Genomic DNA, 15,538 nt, shown 5'->3' with positions numbered 1-15,538 from the left:
ATCGTCGTGTCTGTGTCACCACGATGGGAACCAAAATCCCGACATCCGCAAGGGGTAGTAGCGTCGTCCACACCCTCCACGCGCATCTTGTCTTCGTCCCGAAATACCGGCGCGGCGTCTTCACCGACGAGGTACTGAGCCGCTGCGAGGAGGGCATGCGGGAGGTTTGCGCGAAGGCGAACGTGGAGCTGCGTGAGTTCAACGGCGAGCGCGACCACGTCCACCTCCTCATCCACTACCCGTCACAGGTCAAGCTCTCCGCCCTGGCCGGTAGCCTCAAAGGGCGACTCCGCGCACTACCTCCGCAAGGAGTTCCACGACCACATCAAGCGTTACCTGTGGGGCGAGCACTCCTGGTCCCCGTCCTACTTCGCCGCCTCCTGCACGGGGCCCCGCCGGCAGTGTCAGGCAGTACATCGAGAACCAGAAGCGGCCGGACTGAGCGCGGCTGTCGTCGGGGGACATCCCGGAGGCGATGCGGGGGCGCTCCGCGCCACCCGGCTCAGGACGCAATTCCTCCCGAGCCCTGAAGGGCCGGGATTCCCTGCAAGATCCCGTTGAACCGGTCGTCGCTCAAGAGCTTCCAGGCCGTGTTGCACGACCTCTCCCGGCAATCCTTCAGGTTGCCGAGGGTGTCACCGTAGCGCTGCCCGAACGTCGAGGGGGCGCACGGCGGAGCCGTGCCCGGCCGGCGCGGAAACGGCGGCCGCCGCCGGAGCGGCGATCGCCCCGCCGGCCGCGAGCACGGCGGCGAGCACGCCGCGAAGGAGAAGTCCGCGCATGTCAGCAGCCCACGAACTTCCCGTAGGCGATCCAGACTTCGCCCTTGTTGTTGAGGCTGACGTCACCGGTCTTGTGCAGGCCGGTGTACTTGCCCCGCCATTTCCGGAGCTGCCCGACGGGTGACTCCAGCGTCATGTACGGGGAATCGGGCTTCCAGTCGCCCGAGAACTCCGCGTAGACGCCGTTGGTGCCGTCGGTGCCGCTCGCCCAGCAGGCACGCGAGCCGGAATACAGCACGAGGTTCCCGTCGTACTGCATCTCCAGCCGGTATCCGCCGTTCTGCAGACAGGAGCCGGGAATCAGCCGGTCACCGAACGACGTCCCCGCGCCCTTGCATCCCGCGCGGGCTTCCGGTCCGCAGGTTCACGGCGACGATTCCGCAGGCGCGGGAGATCTTCCTCATGCGGTACTGCCCGCCATTGAGCACGTCCGAGCGACAGCCACAGAGCGTACCGACCACGCTACGCCAAGTCACCGCCTCGCAAGGGTGACTTGGCGGCGGCGCCGGGTGACCGGCCCGGCGGCCGGGCCCGGACGGTCGCCCCCGTACGGGCCCTTCCCCCGAACAGCCGCCGGGCCGTGACGGCCGGCGTCACGGGAACCAGGCTGGCACCGGCCGCCTGAAGGGATCCTGAGCCTTCCTGAAGCGGTCTTCAGGCAGCCGGGGGCTCCCCTGGGCCATCCTGGAACGCATGCGGGTATTAGTGGTGGAGGACGACCGGCGGCTCGCGGAACTCCTGCGCCGCGGACTGGTCGCCGAGGGGTTCGCGGTCGAGGTCGCGCACGACGGCCCGGAAGGTCTGCACCTCGCGGCCGAGGGTTCGTACGACGTGATCGTGCTGGACATCATGCTGCCCGGCCTCAACGGCTACCGCGTCTGCGCGCGGCTGCGGGAGGCCGGGGTCTGGACGCCGGTGCTGATGCTCACGGCGAAGGACGGCGAGTACGACGAGGCCGAGGGGCTGGACACCGGCGCGGACGACTACGTCACCAAGCCCTTCTCCTACGTCGCCCTCGTCGCCCGGCTGCGCGCCCTGGTGCGGCGCGGCGGCCCCGAGCGGCCCGCGGCGATCCTGATCGGCGACCTCCGGATCGACCCCGCCACGCGGTCCTGCCGGCGCGGCACGACGGAACTTCCGCTGACCGCCCGGGAATTCGCCGTCCTGGAGTACCTCGCCCGGCGCGGCGGCGAGGTCGTCGCCAAGCACGAGGTGCTCCGGCACGTCTGGGACGAGGCGTTCCAGGGGGACGTCAACATCGTCGAGGTCCACGTCAGCGCCCTGCGCCGCAAGATCGACGCACCGTTCGGGCGGCAGACCATCCACACCGTCCGCGGCGTCGGCTACCGGCTGGCCGACGGCTCCGGGCGGTGAGAGGGCTCCGGCCGTGCCGGTGGCCGTGGCGGCCGGCCTCCATACGGGGGCGGCTGACCTGGCTGGTCGCGCTCTCGGCGCTCGTCCCCCTCGTGGTCGGGGCAGTCACGGCGGCGGTGGCGGCGCGCAACTCCCTGGTGCAGGAGGGCCGCGACTACGCGAGCCGCGCGCTGCTCACCGCCGGCCGCGAGCCCGGTCCGAATCCGCGGGCGCAGCTGCGGGCCATGGCCGACGTGCTCCGCCGGGACCGGCGGCTGGAGGTGTCGCTGCGGTCCATCCAGGAGGCGCCCAACTGGACCCCGCAGACCCGGCGGCCGGTCCCCGAGTCGCTGCTGTCCCTGTGGCCGTGGACGGATCCCGCGAGCCGGAAGCCGGTGTTCCAGACGATGGAGATCGGCGGCTCAGGCGCCGACGTGCCGATCCTGGTGGTGTCGAACCGGCTGCGGTACGAGCAGCAGCGCCTGAACGTCACCGTGCGTCTGCTGGCCGGTGCCGTCGTGCTGATGACCGGGCTGGTGGCCGGTGTCACGTGGTTCGTGGCCGGGCGGGTGCTGCGCCCGGTGGAGGCCATCCGCACCCAGTTCGCCGAGCTCACCGCCCACCACCTGGACCGCCGGGTGCCGGTGCCCCGTACCCGCGACGAGATCTCCCGCCTCGCCGGGACGATGAACGCCACCCTGGACCGCCTACAGCGCTCGGTCGACCAGCAGCGCCGGTTCGTCGGCGACGCCTCGCACGAACTGCGCGGCCCGCTCGCCGCACTGCGCGCCGAGCTGGAGATCGCCCTCGCGCACCCCGGCGACGCGGACTGGGCCGCGGTGGTGGAGGCGGCCCTGGGCGACACCCGGCGCCTGCAGCGCCTGACCACGGACCTGCTGCTGCTCGCCCGGCTGGACGCCACCGCGTCCGCGGGGCTGCCGGGGCGGCGGCCGGTCGTGCTCGGCGCCCTGGTCCACGACGAGATCCGGCGGCGGCGCCCGCCGGATCACCTGTCGCTGCGGGTCACGGCCGAGGAGCGGATCACGGTGTACGGCCACCACTCGCTGCTCGCCCGCCTGTTGGGCAACCTCCTCGACAACGCCGAACGCCACGCCGCCGGGTGCGTGGCCGTCTCCCTCACCCACGACGCGGACCGCCGGGTGGCGCTGCTGCACGTCCAGGACGACGGGCCCGGCATTCCCCCGGCCGACCGGCGACGGGTCTTCGAACGCTTCACCCGCCTCGACGACGCCCGCACCCGCGACACCGGCGGCACGGGGCTCGGCCTCGCCATCGCCCACCACATCGCGAGCGCCCACCGCGGGACGCTGGAGATCACGGACAGCCCGCGCGGCGCCCGGTTCACCATCACGCTTCCCACCGACGTGTAAGGGTTCGCGGCCAACAGGCCGGTCCGGTTGGATATGGGCCTGCACGTCCGTAACGAGGGGGGCACATGTTCGACGTCTTCATCCTGGCTCTGCCGAGCCTGATGGCGGCCGGGGGAATCGCCGCGATGGTGTGGGCGGTGATACGGATGCGACGGCTGAGAGCGGCCTGGCGGAGCGGGATCGAGGTCCAGGGCCGGTGCATGCGGCTGTACGCGCGGACCACCACCCGCCGGCAAGGGGGGCGCAGGTCGTCCTCGACGACGCTGTTCCACATCTACGAGTTCACCACCGCCGAGGGCGAGGTGCGGCGGTTCGAGGAGGCGGGCGGGTCCGCGACGGTGATCGAGGGGGACGCGATCGTCATCCGCTACCCGGAGGGCAGGCCGGACCGGGCGACCGCGATTCCGCCCGGGGACGCGAGGACGTGGGTGGGAACGGGGATCCTGCTGGCGTTCCTGACCGTCTTCGTCGCGGCCTGCGTGGGCTTCGCCGGCTTCTACCTGACCGTGTTCCGGCCCGCGAAGGACGAGGTGACGAAACGGATCAAGGAGGTGCCCAGCATGGCACCGGCGGAGCCGCCCGCCGAGCTCCCCGACAGGACGCCGCCCCCGCTCCCGACGGGCCGCGCCGGTGATCTTCCGACGGGCTTCCCGGAGGACTTCCCCACCGGCCCGCCGAAGGACTTCCCGTCGGGGCTCCCCTCGGGATTCCCCTCCGGATTCCCGGAGCCGCCTCGCCCGTGAGTCGGCCGGACGTGCGGCCGTTTCGTCCGCACCACCGCTGCGCGGCGGTGTCCTCAAGCGCCGGACGGGCTGTAGGGGGCTGAGCCCGGCCGAATCGAGCCCGTCCGGCACTTGAAGGACATTCGGGAAGGGGCGGGTAGGGGAAATGGTCCGCCGGACGGGAGCGGGCGGCTGAGCTCAGCCGAAATCAAGCCCGTCCGGCACTTGAGGACGCGCCCGCAGGGCGCCCGCCGCCGCAGGCGGCAAAGCGGCCCGCGGGCGGAACACGTACCCTGCGGGAGCCCTTCGGCGACCAGCCAACCGAAGCAGCGGGACCAGATCCGTCCGGATTCGTCATGACCTGCTGATCGGTGGGTATGCGCGGGGCGAGGACGAAGAAGGAGCCGCACGATGGTCGTCATCGAATCCCCGGGCGGGGACGCCGCCGGCGCACGTCACGCGACGGCGGAGTTCCTGGCCACGCACTGCCCCTGGGCCGATCTCGACGCGGTCGTCCTCGTCGTCTCCGAGCTGGTCACCAATGCCATCCGGCACACGGGTGGCTGGTGGCGGCTGTGCGTACGGGCCGTCCAGGGCCGGCTGGTGGTGGAGATCGCCGACGCCAGCCCGTGTCCGCCCGTACCGCGCGCCCCGGACCTGACCGGGGCCGGCGGGCTGGGCTGGCACATGGTGGAGCGGCTGGCCACGTGCCTGGAGATCGACCGGGGGCCGCAGGGCAAGACGGTGAGAGCGACGTGGCTGCGGCCGGCAGTGCCGGTGCCGGCTTTGCCGGCTGGGGTCTGATTCGGGGCTCCGCCCCGGGCCCCGAAAGCGGCTTCGCCGCTTGTCCTCAAACGCCGGACGGGCTAGATAAGAACCGGTCGGCCCCCGGCCCGGTCCACAGCGGGAGAGCGGGAGCCCGCCGCGCGACCGAGCCGCCCCGGCCCACACGGCCGGAATCCCGCCCGCGCAGCGCCGCCGGCCTCGGCCAAAAATCCGCACCCCCCGGGCCGGGGGGTGCGGATTTCGGCCGGGGCCGGCGGCATGCCTCACCGCTGGGCCAGCAGCCCCGCCCGCAACTTCGCGAGGATCCGGCTCAGCAGCCGCGACACGTGCATCTGCGAGATGCCGAGCTCCGCGCCGATCTCCGACTGGGTCATCTCGCCGCCGAACCGCATCCGCAGGATCTGCCGGTCGCGTTCGTTCAGCTCGGCGACCAGGGGCTTGAGCGCGTGCAGGTTCTCCACGCCCTCCAGCGCGGGGTCGATGTCGCCGAGCCGGTCCGCGTAGCTGTTGCCGGCCTGGTCGGAACCCTCGTCCACGGGCACGTCGATCGAACCGGCGGTGTAGCCGTTGCTGGCGACGATGCCCTCGACGACCTCTTCCTGGCTGATGCCGAGGTGCTCGGCCAGCTCGGCCGGGGTCGGCGAGTGGTCCAGCCGCTGCGACAGGTCGCTCGTGGCCTTGGCCAGTTCGACCCGCAGCTCCTGAAGACGCCGGGGCACGTGCACCGACCAGCTCGTGTCCCGGAAGTGCCGCTTGATCTCACCGACGATGTACGGCACGGCGAAGGTCGTGAACTCCACCTCGCGCGAGAGGTCGAACCGGTCGATCGCCTTGATCAGGCCGATCGTGCCGACCTGGATGATGTCCTCCATCTGGTCGCCCCGGCTGCGGAAGCGCGACGCGGCGAACCGCACGAGCGACAGATTGATCTCGATCAGTGTGTTGCGGGCGTACTGGTAGGCGTGGGTGCCCTCTTCCAGCTCCCCGAGCCGGTCGAAGAAGAGCTTGGACAGCTCGCGGGCGTCGCGTGGCGCCACTGCGGTCGCGTCCTCGATGTACGGCAGCCCCCCGACCGACTCTTCGAACCGCTGCGAACCAGCTGTCGAATACTCTGTCGCAACCTTGGATGCCGTGGTGGTCACGTCGTCCTCCCCAATCCGTTGGTGACGAACGGCCGCCTACCCGGCGATCCGGGAGCCATGCCTCCTCTTTTCGCCGAGGGCGAAGGCCTCCTCCTTTTTTTTCGCCAAGGGCGAAGAAAACGGAAGAGCTGAACGGGCGTCACCGACCGGCCATCCCCGCTTTCCCCGGCCGTCACCGACGGGCGTGAGCATGCCATCCATGACGATGTCCTCCACCTCGAACTCCTCGGCCACCCATGGCACTTCGACCTCCCCGTTCACGTCGCGGGCCGTACGCCGCGCCGCGGTGACGGTGGCGGGCGCCGCCCTCGCCCTCGGCGCGACCGCCACCACGGCCACCGCGGCCCCCTCCACACCCACGGCTTCCGCCGCGAGCAGTGGACACACGTCCGGGCCGGCCGGTCTGAAGGGCGTCGACCACGCCATCTGGGTGCGCGACGTCAAGTCCGTCATCGATGGCGCCCGGCCCTACATCACCGAGCGCACCGGAAACGCGCGGGGCGAGAAGCAGGCCATCGTCCTCGACATCGACAACAGCTCCCTGGAGACGGACTTCCACTGGGCCTGGCCGACGCCGGCCATCGAGTCGGTCCTGGAGCTGACGCGCTACGCGCACGAGCGCGGCGCCGCGATCTTCTTCGTGACCGCCCGGCCCGGCCTGGTCGAGCCGGCCACCTCGTACAACCTGCGGCGGGTCGGCTATCCGGTCAGCGGCCTGTACGTACGCCGGCTCCCCGACCTCTTCCAGGACGTGAGCGCGTACAAGACCGCCAAACGGGCGGAGATCGAGGCCAACGGCTACCGGATCATCGCCAATATCGGCAACAACACCACGGACCTGGCCGGTGGCCACGCCGATCGGACCTTCAAGCTGCCGGACTACGACGGCAAGCTGTCCTGACCCGACCGCCCGGGAACGCGCGGCCACCGGGAGGGAAGCGCTGCTCAGCGATGGGCCGGTGACCGGTCATCAATCGTCCGGTGACGGGTCAGCGGCGGGACTTCGCGCGGTCGAGGGCGGCCACGCCCAGCGCCGCCAGTCCGATCTGGATCAGCCATTCGATCCAGTCGACCCCCTTGGTGTCGTCCACTCCGAGCGCGTGGGCGATCGCCGCTCCGACGAGGGCGGCGACGATGCCCACCGCGATCGTCCACAGGACGCCGATGTGCTGGCGTCCCGGGACGACGAGGCGGCCCAGCACGCCGATGATCAAGCCGATGACTATCGCGCTGAAAATTCCCGAGATCTCCACGACTCCCCCTTTCCAGCCCTTTCAGGCCCCTTCTTGTCCTTCCGGGCCGTTTCCTGTCGTTACATCTGCCCAGCCCGCGGCGGGTGCATGTCAGCCGGTTCCGCCCCCGGAGCGTGCCTAGACTGGTCGTGCGCGGGCGCAGGGAATGCCCGACTGGGACAGGAGAGCGACAGTGGCCGCAGGTGTCGGGAGCGTCGAGGGCTTCCCCGGGGGCATCGACCAGGGCTTCGACGAGGGTTTCGACGACCCCTCGGCCGAGGTGCTGTCCGAGGCCGCCGCCGCGTTCGGGCTGCTCGCCTCCTCGGCCCGCCTGCACCTCGTATGGGCCCTGGCGCAGGGGGAGAGCGACGTCAGCGGACTCGCCGAGCGGGTGGGCGGCGCGCTGCCCGCGATCAGCCAGCACCTGGCGAAGCTGAAGCTCGCGGGGCTGGTGCGGTCGCGCCGCGAGGGGCGTCGCGTGGTGTACCTGGTGGACGATCCGGACGTCGTGACGATCGTCCGACTCATGGTCGGCCAGCTCGCCGACCGCAAGGCCGGTACCGGAGCCGTCGCCGGTTCCGGGCGCCTGCGTGGTCTGGGCGCCTGAGGGGTCCGCCGCGCGACCGGTCGCGGACGGCACGACCCTGGAAGTCCTGCGCGCGCTGGAGAGCGGACCGCGCGGACTGGTGGAGGAACGGGCCGAGGAGCGGCTGGCCCGGTACGGCGAGAACACCTTCCCCGGCCGCCGCCCCGCACCCTGGCCGCGCCGCCTCGCCCGTGGTCTCCGTGACCCCTTCACCGCCGTCCTGCTCTGCCTGGGCCTGGTCTCGGCGGCGGTGGCCGGCTGGGGCACGGCCTGTGTCATCGCGGTCCTGGTCACGGTCAGCTGTGTCCTGCGGGCCACCGGTGAGCACCGCGCCGACCGGGCGGCCGCCGGGCTGCGAGACCTGGTCGCCGCCACCGCCACGGTGCGCCGCCGCGCCACGGAGACCTCGCCGCCGACGGCCCGCGAACTGCCCGTGGACCAGCTCGTACCGGGCGATGTCGTCCTCCTCGCCCCCGGCGACCTGGTCCCGGCCGACCTGCGCCTGCTACGGGCCACGGGGCTGACGGTGCACGAGGCGGCGCTGACCGGCGAGTCGGCACCGGTGACGAAGACGGCGGCGCAGGCACCGGCCGGTGGGGCCGGCGACATCGCGGCCACCGGCCCGTACGACGCCCTCACCCGCCCCGATCTCTGTCTCCAGGGCAGTGGCGTGGTCTCCGGCACGGGTGTCGGCGTGGTGACCGCCACCGGCGCCGGCACCGTCCTCTCCGGCGCGCTCCCGCGCGGCGGGGCGGAACAGCGGCGCCTGCCGCGGCCGTTCGAGCGGTCGGTGAACGGCATCGCCTGGACGCTCGTGCGGTTCATGCTGTGCACCGCGCCGCTCGTCCTCGTCGCCGGTGCCCTGCTGCGCGGGCGCGGTGTGGAGACGCTGCCGTTCGCCGTGGCGGTGGCGGTCGGGCTCACGCCCGAGATGCTGCCGGTCGTGGTGACGACCGTGCTGGCGCGGGGTGCCGCGCTGCTCGCGCGTGGCGGCGAGGCCGTCGTCCGGCGGCTGCCCGCCCTGCACGACCTCGGCGCGATCGACGTGCTCTGCGTGGACAAGACCGGCACCCTCACCCGGGACCGGCCCGTCGTCGCGTGCGCCGTGGACGCCGACGGCCGGGACGATCCGGCCGTCCTGCGGTGGGCCGCCGTCAACGCCCTGTGGACGCTGCACCTGGCGGAACTGCCCGCTCCGGACGCGCTGGACGAGGCGATCCTCGACGCGGACGAGGCGGCGGCCGAGGCACCGGACGACGACACCGCCGGCCTCGACGGCGTCGCCGCGCTCCCCTACGGCCCCGGCCGCCGGCTCGCCACCGCCGTCGTGTCCAGGCCCGGCGCCGGCTCGTACGGCAACGTGCGCGCCCTCGACAGCGCCCGCGCGCCCCGCGGTGGCCACACCCTGGTCGTCAAGGGCGCCCCCGAGGACGTCCTGGCGCTCTGTGCCCTGGCCGACGGTGACCGCGCGCGGCTGGTCCGCCGCGCGGACGGGCTCGCGGCGGACGGGCTGCGGGTCCTGGCCGTCGCCCGCGCCGAGCGCCCGGCCCGCTCCCGCCCGTACACCCCCGCCGACGAGCGTGACCTGACGTTCGTCGGCTTCGTGGGGCTGCGCGACGCCCTCGCGCCCACCGCAGCCGAGGCGCTGACCGTGCTCGCGCGGCGGGGCGTCACCGTCAAGGTCCTCACCGGCGACCACCCCGGCACCGCCGCCCGCGCCTGCCGCGACCTGGGCCTGGAGCCGGGTGAGGTCGTCACCGGCGACCGGATCGACTGCCTGGCGGAGCCGGAGCTGGCCCGCCTGGCCGCCCGCACCACGGTCTTCGCGCGGTGCGCGCCCGAGCACAAGGCCCGGGTCGTCCGGGCCCTGCGGGCCGGCGGCCGCACCACCGGGTTCCTGGGCGACGGTGTCAATGACCTGGCGGCGCTGGGCTCCGCCGACGTGGGGATCTGCCCGCGGGAGGGCGTGGACGTGGCGCGGGAGGCGGCCGATGTGGTGCTCGCCTCGAAGGACCTGACGGCCCTGGACCGGGCGATCGTCGCCGGGCGGCGCAGCACCGGGAACATCGCCTCCTACCTGCGGATCACGCTCTCCTCCAACCTCGGCAACGTCATCGCGATGCTGGTGGCCGGGCTGCTGCTGCCGTTCCTGCCGATGCTGCCGGCCCAGGTGCTCGTACAGAATCTGTGCTTCGACGCCGCCCAGCTCGCCCTCGCCTTCGACCGCCCGGAGGCGTCGGCGCACCGGCGCCCGGCGGTGCTGCGGCCGCGCGCGCTCCTGCGCTTCGTGACGGTCTTCGGCCTGCTGAACGCCGTCGCGGACCTGGCGACCTTCGGGGTGCTGGCGCTGACGGTGCGGGGCCCGGCCGAGGAGGTGTTCCACGCCGGGTGGTTCACGGAGAACCTGCTGACGCAGGCGCTGGTGATCCTGCTGCTGCGGCCGGGAAGGGCGGTCCGCCGCGCGCCCCGGGCGATCCGGGCCGCGGCGGCGGCGCTGGCGGTGGTGGGGGTGCTGCTGCCGCTGTCACCTCTGGGGCCCGCCCTGGGGATGGCCGTACCGCCGCCGCTCTGTTCCGGTCTGCTGGCGGTGGTGCTGGGGCTGTACGGCGCGGGGCTGGCGGCCGCGGCCCGGCGTCACCAGCCGCCGCCCCCGAAGTCGCTCCCGCCTCCGCCGTCCCCGAACCCGCCGCCGTCGCCCCAGCCGCCACCGCCGGAGAAGTCGTCGGAGTTGAAGTCGGACCCGGTGTAGTCGCCGCCGTCCGGGCCGGTGTCCCCGGGCGACGCCGCGTACGCGGGCCCGCCGAGCATGCCGCCCAGCATCGTGCCCACGAGCAGCCCGGGCAGCAGGCCGCCGCCGAAGTAGCCGCCGGCCCAGGGGGCGTAGGCGGGCCCGGCGTTCCAGTACGGCTGGGGGCCGCCCGCCGTCTGGACCGTGCGGGACATCGGCTCCTGGCCGTCGGCCAGCCGGGCCGCGTCGGCCGCGCACGCCGGTACGGTGCGGGGCGCGCCGCCCGGGGGCGCCCACTCCACGTCCTGGACGGACGGGCCGTGGCGCGGGTCGAAGAAGCAGGGCATGCGCCGCTCGGGCAGCGGGGAGCCGGTGCGGCGGGCGGCGAGGGTGGCGAGGGCGAAGCGGCCCTTGTCCAAGGTCTCGGTCACGCCCGTCACCTCCTCCGGCCTGGACGCGGCGGCCATCCTGGACTTGGCGTCCTCGTAGGCGTCGAGCGACTCCTCGTAGTCCTTCCGCATCGCGTCGTCGGCGCCGGGCTCGGAGGGGGAGAAGTCGAGCCGGTCGAGCTCCTCGCCGAAGGCGGTGATGTCCTCGTCGACGACCACGCGCAGGGCGTCCAGCTCGGCGCGCTCGCGCTCCTCCCGGCGCTTCCTGCTCCGCCGGTAGAGGGCGTACGCGCCCGCGCCGCCGGCGACGACGATCGCGCCGCCCGTGATCAGCCCGGTCGTCGAGACGCCGGATCCGGACTCGCCGCCCCAGGAGCCGGGCTCCTGACCCCTGGCCTGCCGGTCGGCCTGGTCGACGAAGCTGTTGACCTGTGCCTTGGCGTCGCCGCCGGAGCGCTGGACGGATCCGACGAGGTTGCGGACGGCGTCGCCGGACATCACCTTGCGGTCGGCGCGCGCGGAGAACTCGTCACCGCGGTGGATGACGTAGACGCCGGCGATGCCGACCTTGGTCCGCAGGTCCTGGAAGACCGTCGCCTTGGGGTAGTCGTCGGTGGCGGGCACGATCACCACGAAGACCGGCTTGCCCGCGTCCCTGATCTTCTTCGCCAAGGTCTGGGCGTCGGGGTCCGGCAGCTGCGCGGAGGCCCTGGGGTCGACGTAGACGGGGCCCTTCCTGAGCGTGTCGGCGGCCGCGTCGAGTCCGGTGGCGGTGGTGGTGTCGGCGTGCGCGGCCGGGGAGAACACCGCCGCGCCGGCCAACGCGATGAGGGCGGCGATCAGGGCCAGCAGCGGCCTGGGCAGCGCCCGGGGATTGGCGGACATGGCGGTACTCCTCGCGGAAGGACTGCTCGGCCGGCTCAGGGGAATCACGTGACTCACTCTGCGCCTACCACGAAAACGGATGAATCAGACACGCTGTTCCCTTGTTCCTCGGTGCCCTTCCCTTGCCCTTCCGTGCGGCCGCTCACTCGGTCAGCCGTACGAGAGATTGGCGCAGGGGTCGTCGTCGGCCGACCGGGCGGTGCCGGTGACGTCGGAGGAGAGCGTGCCGGGCGTGGCGGCGGAAGGGCTTGGGGAGGGCGGTGCCGAGGGCTCGTCGGCGTAGTCGCGCCCGAGCGTGACCTTGATGCCGTCCGCGGCGTCGCCCCGTACGTACGCGCCGGGGAAGAGCCGCGTCAGGGCGCGGGCGCGGTCCGCCTGACCGGGGCCGAAGGTGATCACGGTGGTGGACTGGTCCTGGTCGTCGGCGGTCGTGGCGCCGGTGACGGTGAAGCCGTGGTCCTTCAGGGCGGTGGCGGCGCGGGCGGCGAGGCCCGTGACGGTGGTGCCGTTGACGACGGAGACGCGTGCCCCGCCGCCGGCGACGGGGGTGTCCGCCTGGGCGGCCGCCGCGCTCGGCCGGCCGTCCCCGCCGCCTGGCTTCCCCGTCTTCTTCCCGGCGTCCCGGCCGTCGAGCGTGCGGTCGGCCTTGAGCGAGGCCCACAGCGCGTCGGCCTCGGGCCGGATGATGTCGACCCGGTCGCCCTCGTAACGCCAGGGGACGGTGATGAACTTGATGTCGTGCAGGTCGATGTTCTTCAGGGACATCGCGAAGGAGAGCAGCTTGTCGGCCGAGCCGAGTCCGGGGTCGACGGTCAGCGACTTGGTGGCCGCGTCGGCGAGCGGCAGCAGGGTGGTCGGGTTGAAGCCCTGCGACCGCACCTTCTTGATCATGCCGGAGACGAACGCCTGCTGCCGCTGGATGCGCCCTATGTCGGAGCCGTCGCCGAGCCCGTGCCGTACGCGCACGTAGTCCAGCGCCTTCTGCCCGGAGACGCTCTGCTGCCCCTTGGGGAAGAGCAGGTCGCCGCGCGAGCCGAGGTTGGGGTTGAGGTCGCCCTGGTAGACGTCCTTGGGCACGCACACCTGGACGCCGCCCACCGCCGAGGTCATCGAGGAGAAGCCCTCGAAGTCGACGACGATCGTGTGGTCGACGCGCAGGCCCGTGAGTTTCTCGACGGTGTTCTGCGTGCAGGCCGGATTGCCCTTGGCCGATTCACCCACGGAGAAGGCGGAGTTGAACATCGCCCGCGTCCGGCCGGCCGTCCAGCCGCCGTCGGGCAGCTTGCACGGCGGGATGTCCACGAGGGTGTCCCGGGGGATCGAGACGCCGATGGCGTGCTTGCGGTCGCCGTAGACGTGCAGCAGGAAGGCGGTGTCCGAGCGGCCCACGTCCCCCTCGCCGCCGCCGAGCCCGCTGTTGCCGCCGGCGCGCGAGTCCGAGCCGATGACCAGGACGTTCTGCCCGGCGACGCCGGCACCGGGGCGGTCGTCGGAGAGGCCGCCCGCGTCGAAGGTGCTGATGTTGCCGTTGAGCTTGAGGTAGAGCCAGCCGGCGCCGGTGGTCAGCAGCACCAGGAATGCCACGACGACGATGGCAGGGGTCCGCACCCGGTGGTGCGCGCGCTTGCCTCGGGTGCCAGTCATCTACGAGCCCTCATCTACTCCCCCGGTCCGTGCCTGTCGCCCGGAAAGACGGACGAGCGGCACCTTTGGTTGTCCAGTTGCGCAAACTGGCAAGTATGGTGGGTCACCAGCCGGGAGAAGAGCAAACCCGCGGGGAGCCGCGGGATGCCCGTGAGAGAGAGAAGACCGTCATGCTGCGCAACGCCCTGGAGCCCTGGCACATCCTCGTGGTGGTGCTCGTCGTGGTCGTCCTGTTCGGCTCCAAGCGCCTGCCGGACACCGCCCGGTCGCTGGGCAGGTCGATGCGCATCCTCAAGAGCGAGGCCAGGGCGCTGAAGGCCGACGACACGTCGAGTCCCGTCGACAGCCCCCGGTGACCTTGAGGTCACCCGCCCGTCCCCCGCCGTACACCCACCCCTGGTGAGCTTCGTCCGGCCGGGCATCCCGCCCGGCCGATGAGGAGGAAACACCATGGGTTCTCGTCCGTACCGGCGCCGTCTCGCCTGGGGCGCCGCCGCACTGCTCGTCGCCGGGATCGCGGTGCCCGCGGTGGCCGTCGCGTCGGAGTCGGGCGGCGCGTCGGACGTCCCCGCGCTCAGCGCGGGCCACGGCGCCAAGAAGGCCAAGAACGTCATCCTGCTCATCGGTGACGGCATGGGCGACTCGGAGATCACCCTGGCCCGCGACTACACCGTGGGCGCCGCCGGCCGGCTGAACATGGACAAGTTCCCGCTGACCGGTGCGTACACCACGTACTCCGTCGACAAGGACGGCAAGCCGGACTACGTCACCGACTCCGCGGCCAGCGGCACCGGCTGGGCCACCGGGCAGAAGACCGTCAACGGCCGCATATCCAAGTCGCCCGGCACCGACAAGCCGATGACGACGATCCTGGAGCTGGCGCAGCGCAACGGCCTGGCTACCGGCAGCGTCACCACGGCCGAGCTCACCGACGCCACCCCGGCCGTCCTCGCCTCGCACGCCACCGACCGCAGCTGCGCCGGCCCGGCCGACATGAAGGCATGCCCGAACGACACGATCGCCAAGGGCGGCCCCGGCTCCATCGCCGAGCAGAGCGTCGGCCACAAGGTGGACGTGCTCCTCGGCGGCGGCAAGGCCCGCTTCGACCAGAAGATCACCGAGGGCCGCTACAAGGGCCTGACCGTGACCGAGCAGGCGCGCAAGCTCGGCTACGACGTCGTGACCGACGACAAGGGCCTGAAGTCCGCCCGCGCCGGCAAGCCCGTGCTCGGCCTCTTCGCGCCCGGCAACGTCCCCGTCGAGTGGACCGGCAAGGCCGCCGCCCAGGGCGGTACGGACGCACAGCGCTGCGTGACGGCCAACCCGGAGCGCAAGGCCGGCACGCCGAGCCTGGACGACCAGACCCGCAAGGCCCTCCAGCTGCTGGAGGCCAAGCAGAAGGGCTCCAAGAAGGGCTTCTTCCTCCAGGTCGAGGGCGCCTCGATCGACAAGCGCGACCACGCGGCGGACCCCTGCGGCCAGATCGGCGAGACCGCGGCCCTGGACCGCGCCGTGAAGGTGGCCCGCGCCTACGCCGCCGCGCACCCCGACACCCTGGTGGTCACCACCGCCGACCACGGCCACACCAGCCAGATCGTGCCGCTGGAGGCGACGCCGCCCGGGCTGTCCTCGACGCTCGTGACCGACGAGGGCCAGAAGCTCAAGGTGAACTACTCCACCAACACGCCCGGCCAGCCGCAGGAGCACACCGGCACCCAGGTGCGCATCGCGGCGCAGGGTCCGCAGGCGGAGCGGGTCCTCGGCGTCACCGACCAGACCCAGCTCTTCACCACGATCCGCTCGGCGCTCGCGCTGCGCTGACACCGGCCTGAGGGGGTGGGCCCGGCCGCCGGTGCGGCCGGGCCCTGAGGTTTGTGCCAGTTATCGGGCCGGAAGAT

The 15,538-nt window shown here is 72.7% G+C and carries 16 protein-coding genes and 1 pseudogene; 10 read left to right on the top strand and 7 right to left on the bottom strand.

The genetic code is table 11. From position 1 onward, the window contains the following. The first annotated feature begins 23 nt into the window (after positions 1–23). A pseudogene (tnpA, locus tag J7E86_RS13630) lies at positions 24–442 on the top strand (IS200/IS605 family transposase). A 193-nt stretch (positions 443–635) separates the two neighbouring features. Here tnpA and J7E86_RS13625 read toward each other — a convergent pair. Both J7E86_RS13625 and J7E86_RS13620 read right to left on the bottom strand, forming a co-directional pair. Next, positions 636–782, bottom strand: coding sequence for a hypothetical protein (locus tag J7E86_RS13625; RefSeq protein ID WP_215081897.1), 147 nt, complete (start codon positions 780–782; stop codon positions 636–638). Position 783: 1 nt separating this feature from the next. Next, positions 784–1,041 (bottom strand): hypothetical protein, encoded by a 258-nt coding sequence (locus J7E86_RS13620; RefSeq protein ID WP_215081896.1) that lies wholly within the window; start codon positions 1,039–1,041, stop codon positions 784–786. Positions 1,042–1,475: 434 nt separating this feature from the next. On the opposite strand from J7E86_RS13620, the gene J7E86_RS13615 reads away from it, so the two are divergent. The 4 genes from J7E86_RS13615 (at position 1,476) to J7E86_RS13600 (ending at position 5,052) form a co-directional block, all read left to right on the top strand. After that, positions 1,476–2,156 carry a response regulator transcription factor gene (locus tag J7E86_RS13615; protein ID WP_215081895.1) on the top strand — a complete coding sequence of 227 codons (681 nt, stop codon included), beginning with the start codon at positions 1,476–1,478 and terminating at the stop codon, positions 2,154–2,156. A gap of 92 nt (positions 2,157–2,248) precedes the next feature. Beyond that, positions 2,249–3,526 carry a cell wall metabolism sensor histidine kinase WalK gene (locus tag J7E86_RS13610; RefSeq protein ID WP_215081894.1) on the top strand — a complete coding sequence of 426 codons (1,278 nt, stop codon included), beginning with the start codon at positions 2,249–2,251 and terminating at the stop codon, positions 3,524–3,526. Positions 3,527–3,591: 65 nt separating this feature from the next. Further along, positions 3,592–4,269 (top strand): DUF3592 domain-containing protein, encoded by a 678-nt coding sequence (locus J7E86_RS13605; RefSeq protein ID WP_215081893.1) that lies wholly within the window; start codon positions 3,592–3,594, stop codon positions 4,267–4,269. A 390-nt stretch (positions 4,270–4,659) separates the two neighbouring features. Continuing rightward, on the top strand, positions 4,660–5,052 hold the full coding sequence (locus J7E86_RS13600; protein ID WP_215081892.1) for an ATP-binding protein: 393 nt from the start codon (positions 4,660–4,662) through the stop codon (positions 5,050–5,052). A gap of 245 nt (positions 5,053–5,297) precedes the next feature. On the opposite strand, the gene J7E86_RS13595 is transcribed toward J7E86_RS13600, so the two are convergent. Further along, complete coding sequence (locus J7E86_RS13595; protein WP_215081891.1) at positions 5,298–6,176, bottom strand: RNA polymerase sigma factor SigF; 879 nt, start codon at positions 6,174–6,176, stop codon at positions 5,298–5,300. A 36-nt stretch (positions 6,177–6,212) separates the two neighbouring features. Beyond that, positions 6,213–6,392: a hypothetical protein gene (locus J7E86_RS13590; protein WP_215081890.1), complete on the bottom strand. Its 180-nt coding sequence runs from the start codon at positions 6,390–6,392 to the stop codon at positions 6,213–6,215. Between J7E86_RS13590 and J7E86_RS13585 the strand changes: the two genes are divergently transcribed. Continuing rightward, positions 6,382–7,077 carry an HAD family acid phosphatase gene (locus J7E86_RS13585; protein ID WP_215081919.1) on the top strand — a complete coding sequence of 232 codons (696 nt, stop codon included), beginning with the start codon at positions 6,382–6,384 and terminating at the stop codon, positions 7,075–7,077. The genes J7E86_RS13590 and J7E86_RS13585 overlap by 11 nt on opposite strands. Before the next feature lie 88 nt (positions 7,078–7,165). Here the strand turns inward: J7E86_RS13585 and J7E86_RS13580 are convergent, their stop codons facing one another. Next, complete coding sequence (locus tag J7E86_RS13580) at positions 7,166–7,429, bottom strand: GlsB/YeaQ/YmgE family stress response membrane protein (protein WP_215081889.1); 264 nt, start codon at positions 7,427–7,429, stop codon at positions 7,166–7,168. A gap of 214 nt (positions 7,430–7,643) precedes the next feature. Between J7E86_RS13580 and J7E86_RS13575 the strand changes: the two genes are divergently transcribed. Together J7E86_RS13575 and mgtA are read left to right on the top strand one after the other, a co-directional pair. Further along, positions 7,644–8,015 (top strand): metalloregulator ArsR/SmtB family transcription factor, encoded by a 372-nt coding sequence (locus J7E86_RS13575; RefSeq protein ID WP_308312582.1) that lies wholly within the window; start codon positions 7,644–7,646, stop codon positions 8,013–8,015. Continuing rightward, positions 7,999–10,743 (top strand): magnesium-translocating P-type ATPase, encoded by a 2,745-nt coding sequence (gene mgtA / locus J7E86_RS13570; RefSeq protein WP_215081887.1) that lies wholly within the window; start codon positions 7,999–8,001, stop codon positions 10,741–10,743. Before J7E86_RS13575 ends, mgtA begins: the two co-directional genes overlap by 17 nt. On the opposite strand, the gene J7E86_RS13565 is transcribed toward mgtA, so the two are convergent. After that, positions 10,629–11,996, bottom strand: a complete 1,368-nt coding sequence (locus J7E86_RS13565) for a hypothetical protein (RefSeq protein WP_215081886.1) — start codon at positions 11,994–11,996, stop codon at positions 10,629–10,631. The two genes, mgtA and J7E86_RS13565, sit on opposite strands and share 115 nt — an antisense overlap. Before the next feature lie 150 nt (positions 11,997–12,146). After that, positions 12,147–13,640 (bottom strand): LCP family protein, encoded by a 1,494-nt coding sequence (locus J7E86_RS13560; RefSeq protein WP_215081885.1) that lies wholly within the window; start codon positions 13,638–13,640, stop codon positions 12,147–12,149. Positions 13,641–13,810: 170 nt separating this feature from the next. On the opposite strand from J7E86_RS13560, the gene tatA reads away from it, so the two are divergent. Both tatA and J7E86_RS13550 read left to right on the top strand, forming a co-directional pair. After that, positions 13,811–13,996 (top strand): Sec-independent protein translocase subunit TatA, encoded by a 186-nt coding sequence (gene tatA / locus J7E86_RS13555; RefSeq protein WP_215081884.1) that lies wholly within the window; start codon positions 13,811–13,813, stop codon positions 13,994–13,996. A gap of 94 nt (positions 13,997–14,090) precedes the next feature. Next, complete coding sequence (locus J7E86_RS13550; RefSeq protein WP_215081883.1) at positions 14,091–15,461, top strand: alkaline phosphatase; 1,371 nt, start codon at positions 14,091–14,093, stop codon at positions 15,459–15,461. The last annotated feature ends 77 nt before the right edge of the window (positions 15,462–15,538 follow it).

This window comes from Streptomyces sp. ISL-11, from assembly GCF_018614525.1.
Taxonomy (GTDB): Bacteria; Actinomycetota; Actinomycetes; order Streptomycetales; family Streptomycetaceae; genus Streptomyces.
Note: the sequence above shows the minus strand (reverse complement) of the source record. Positions and strands in the feature narration are given on the sequence as shown.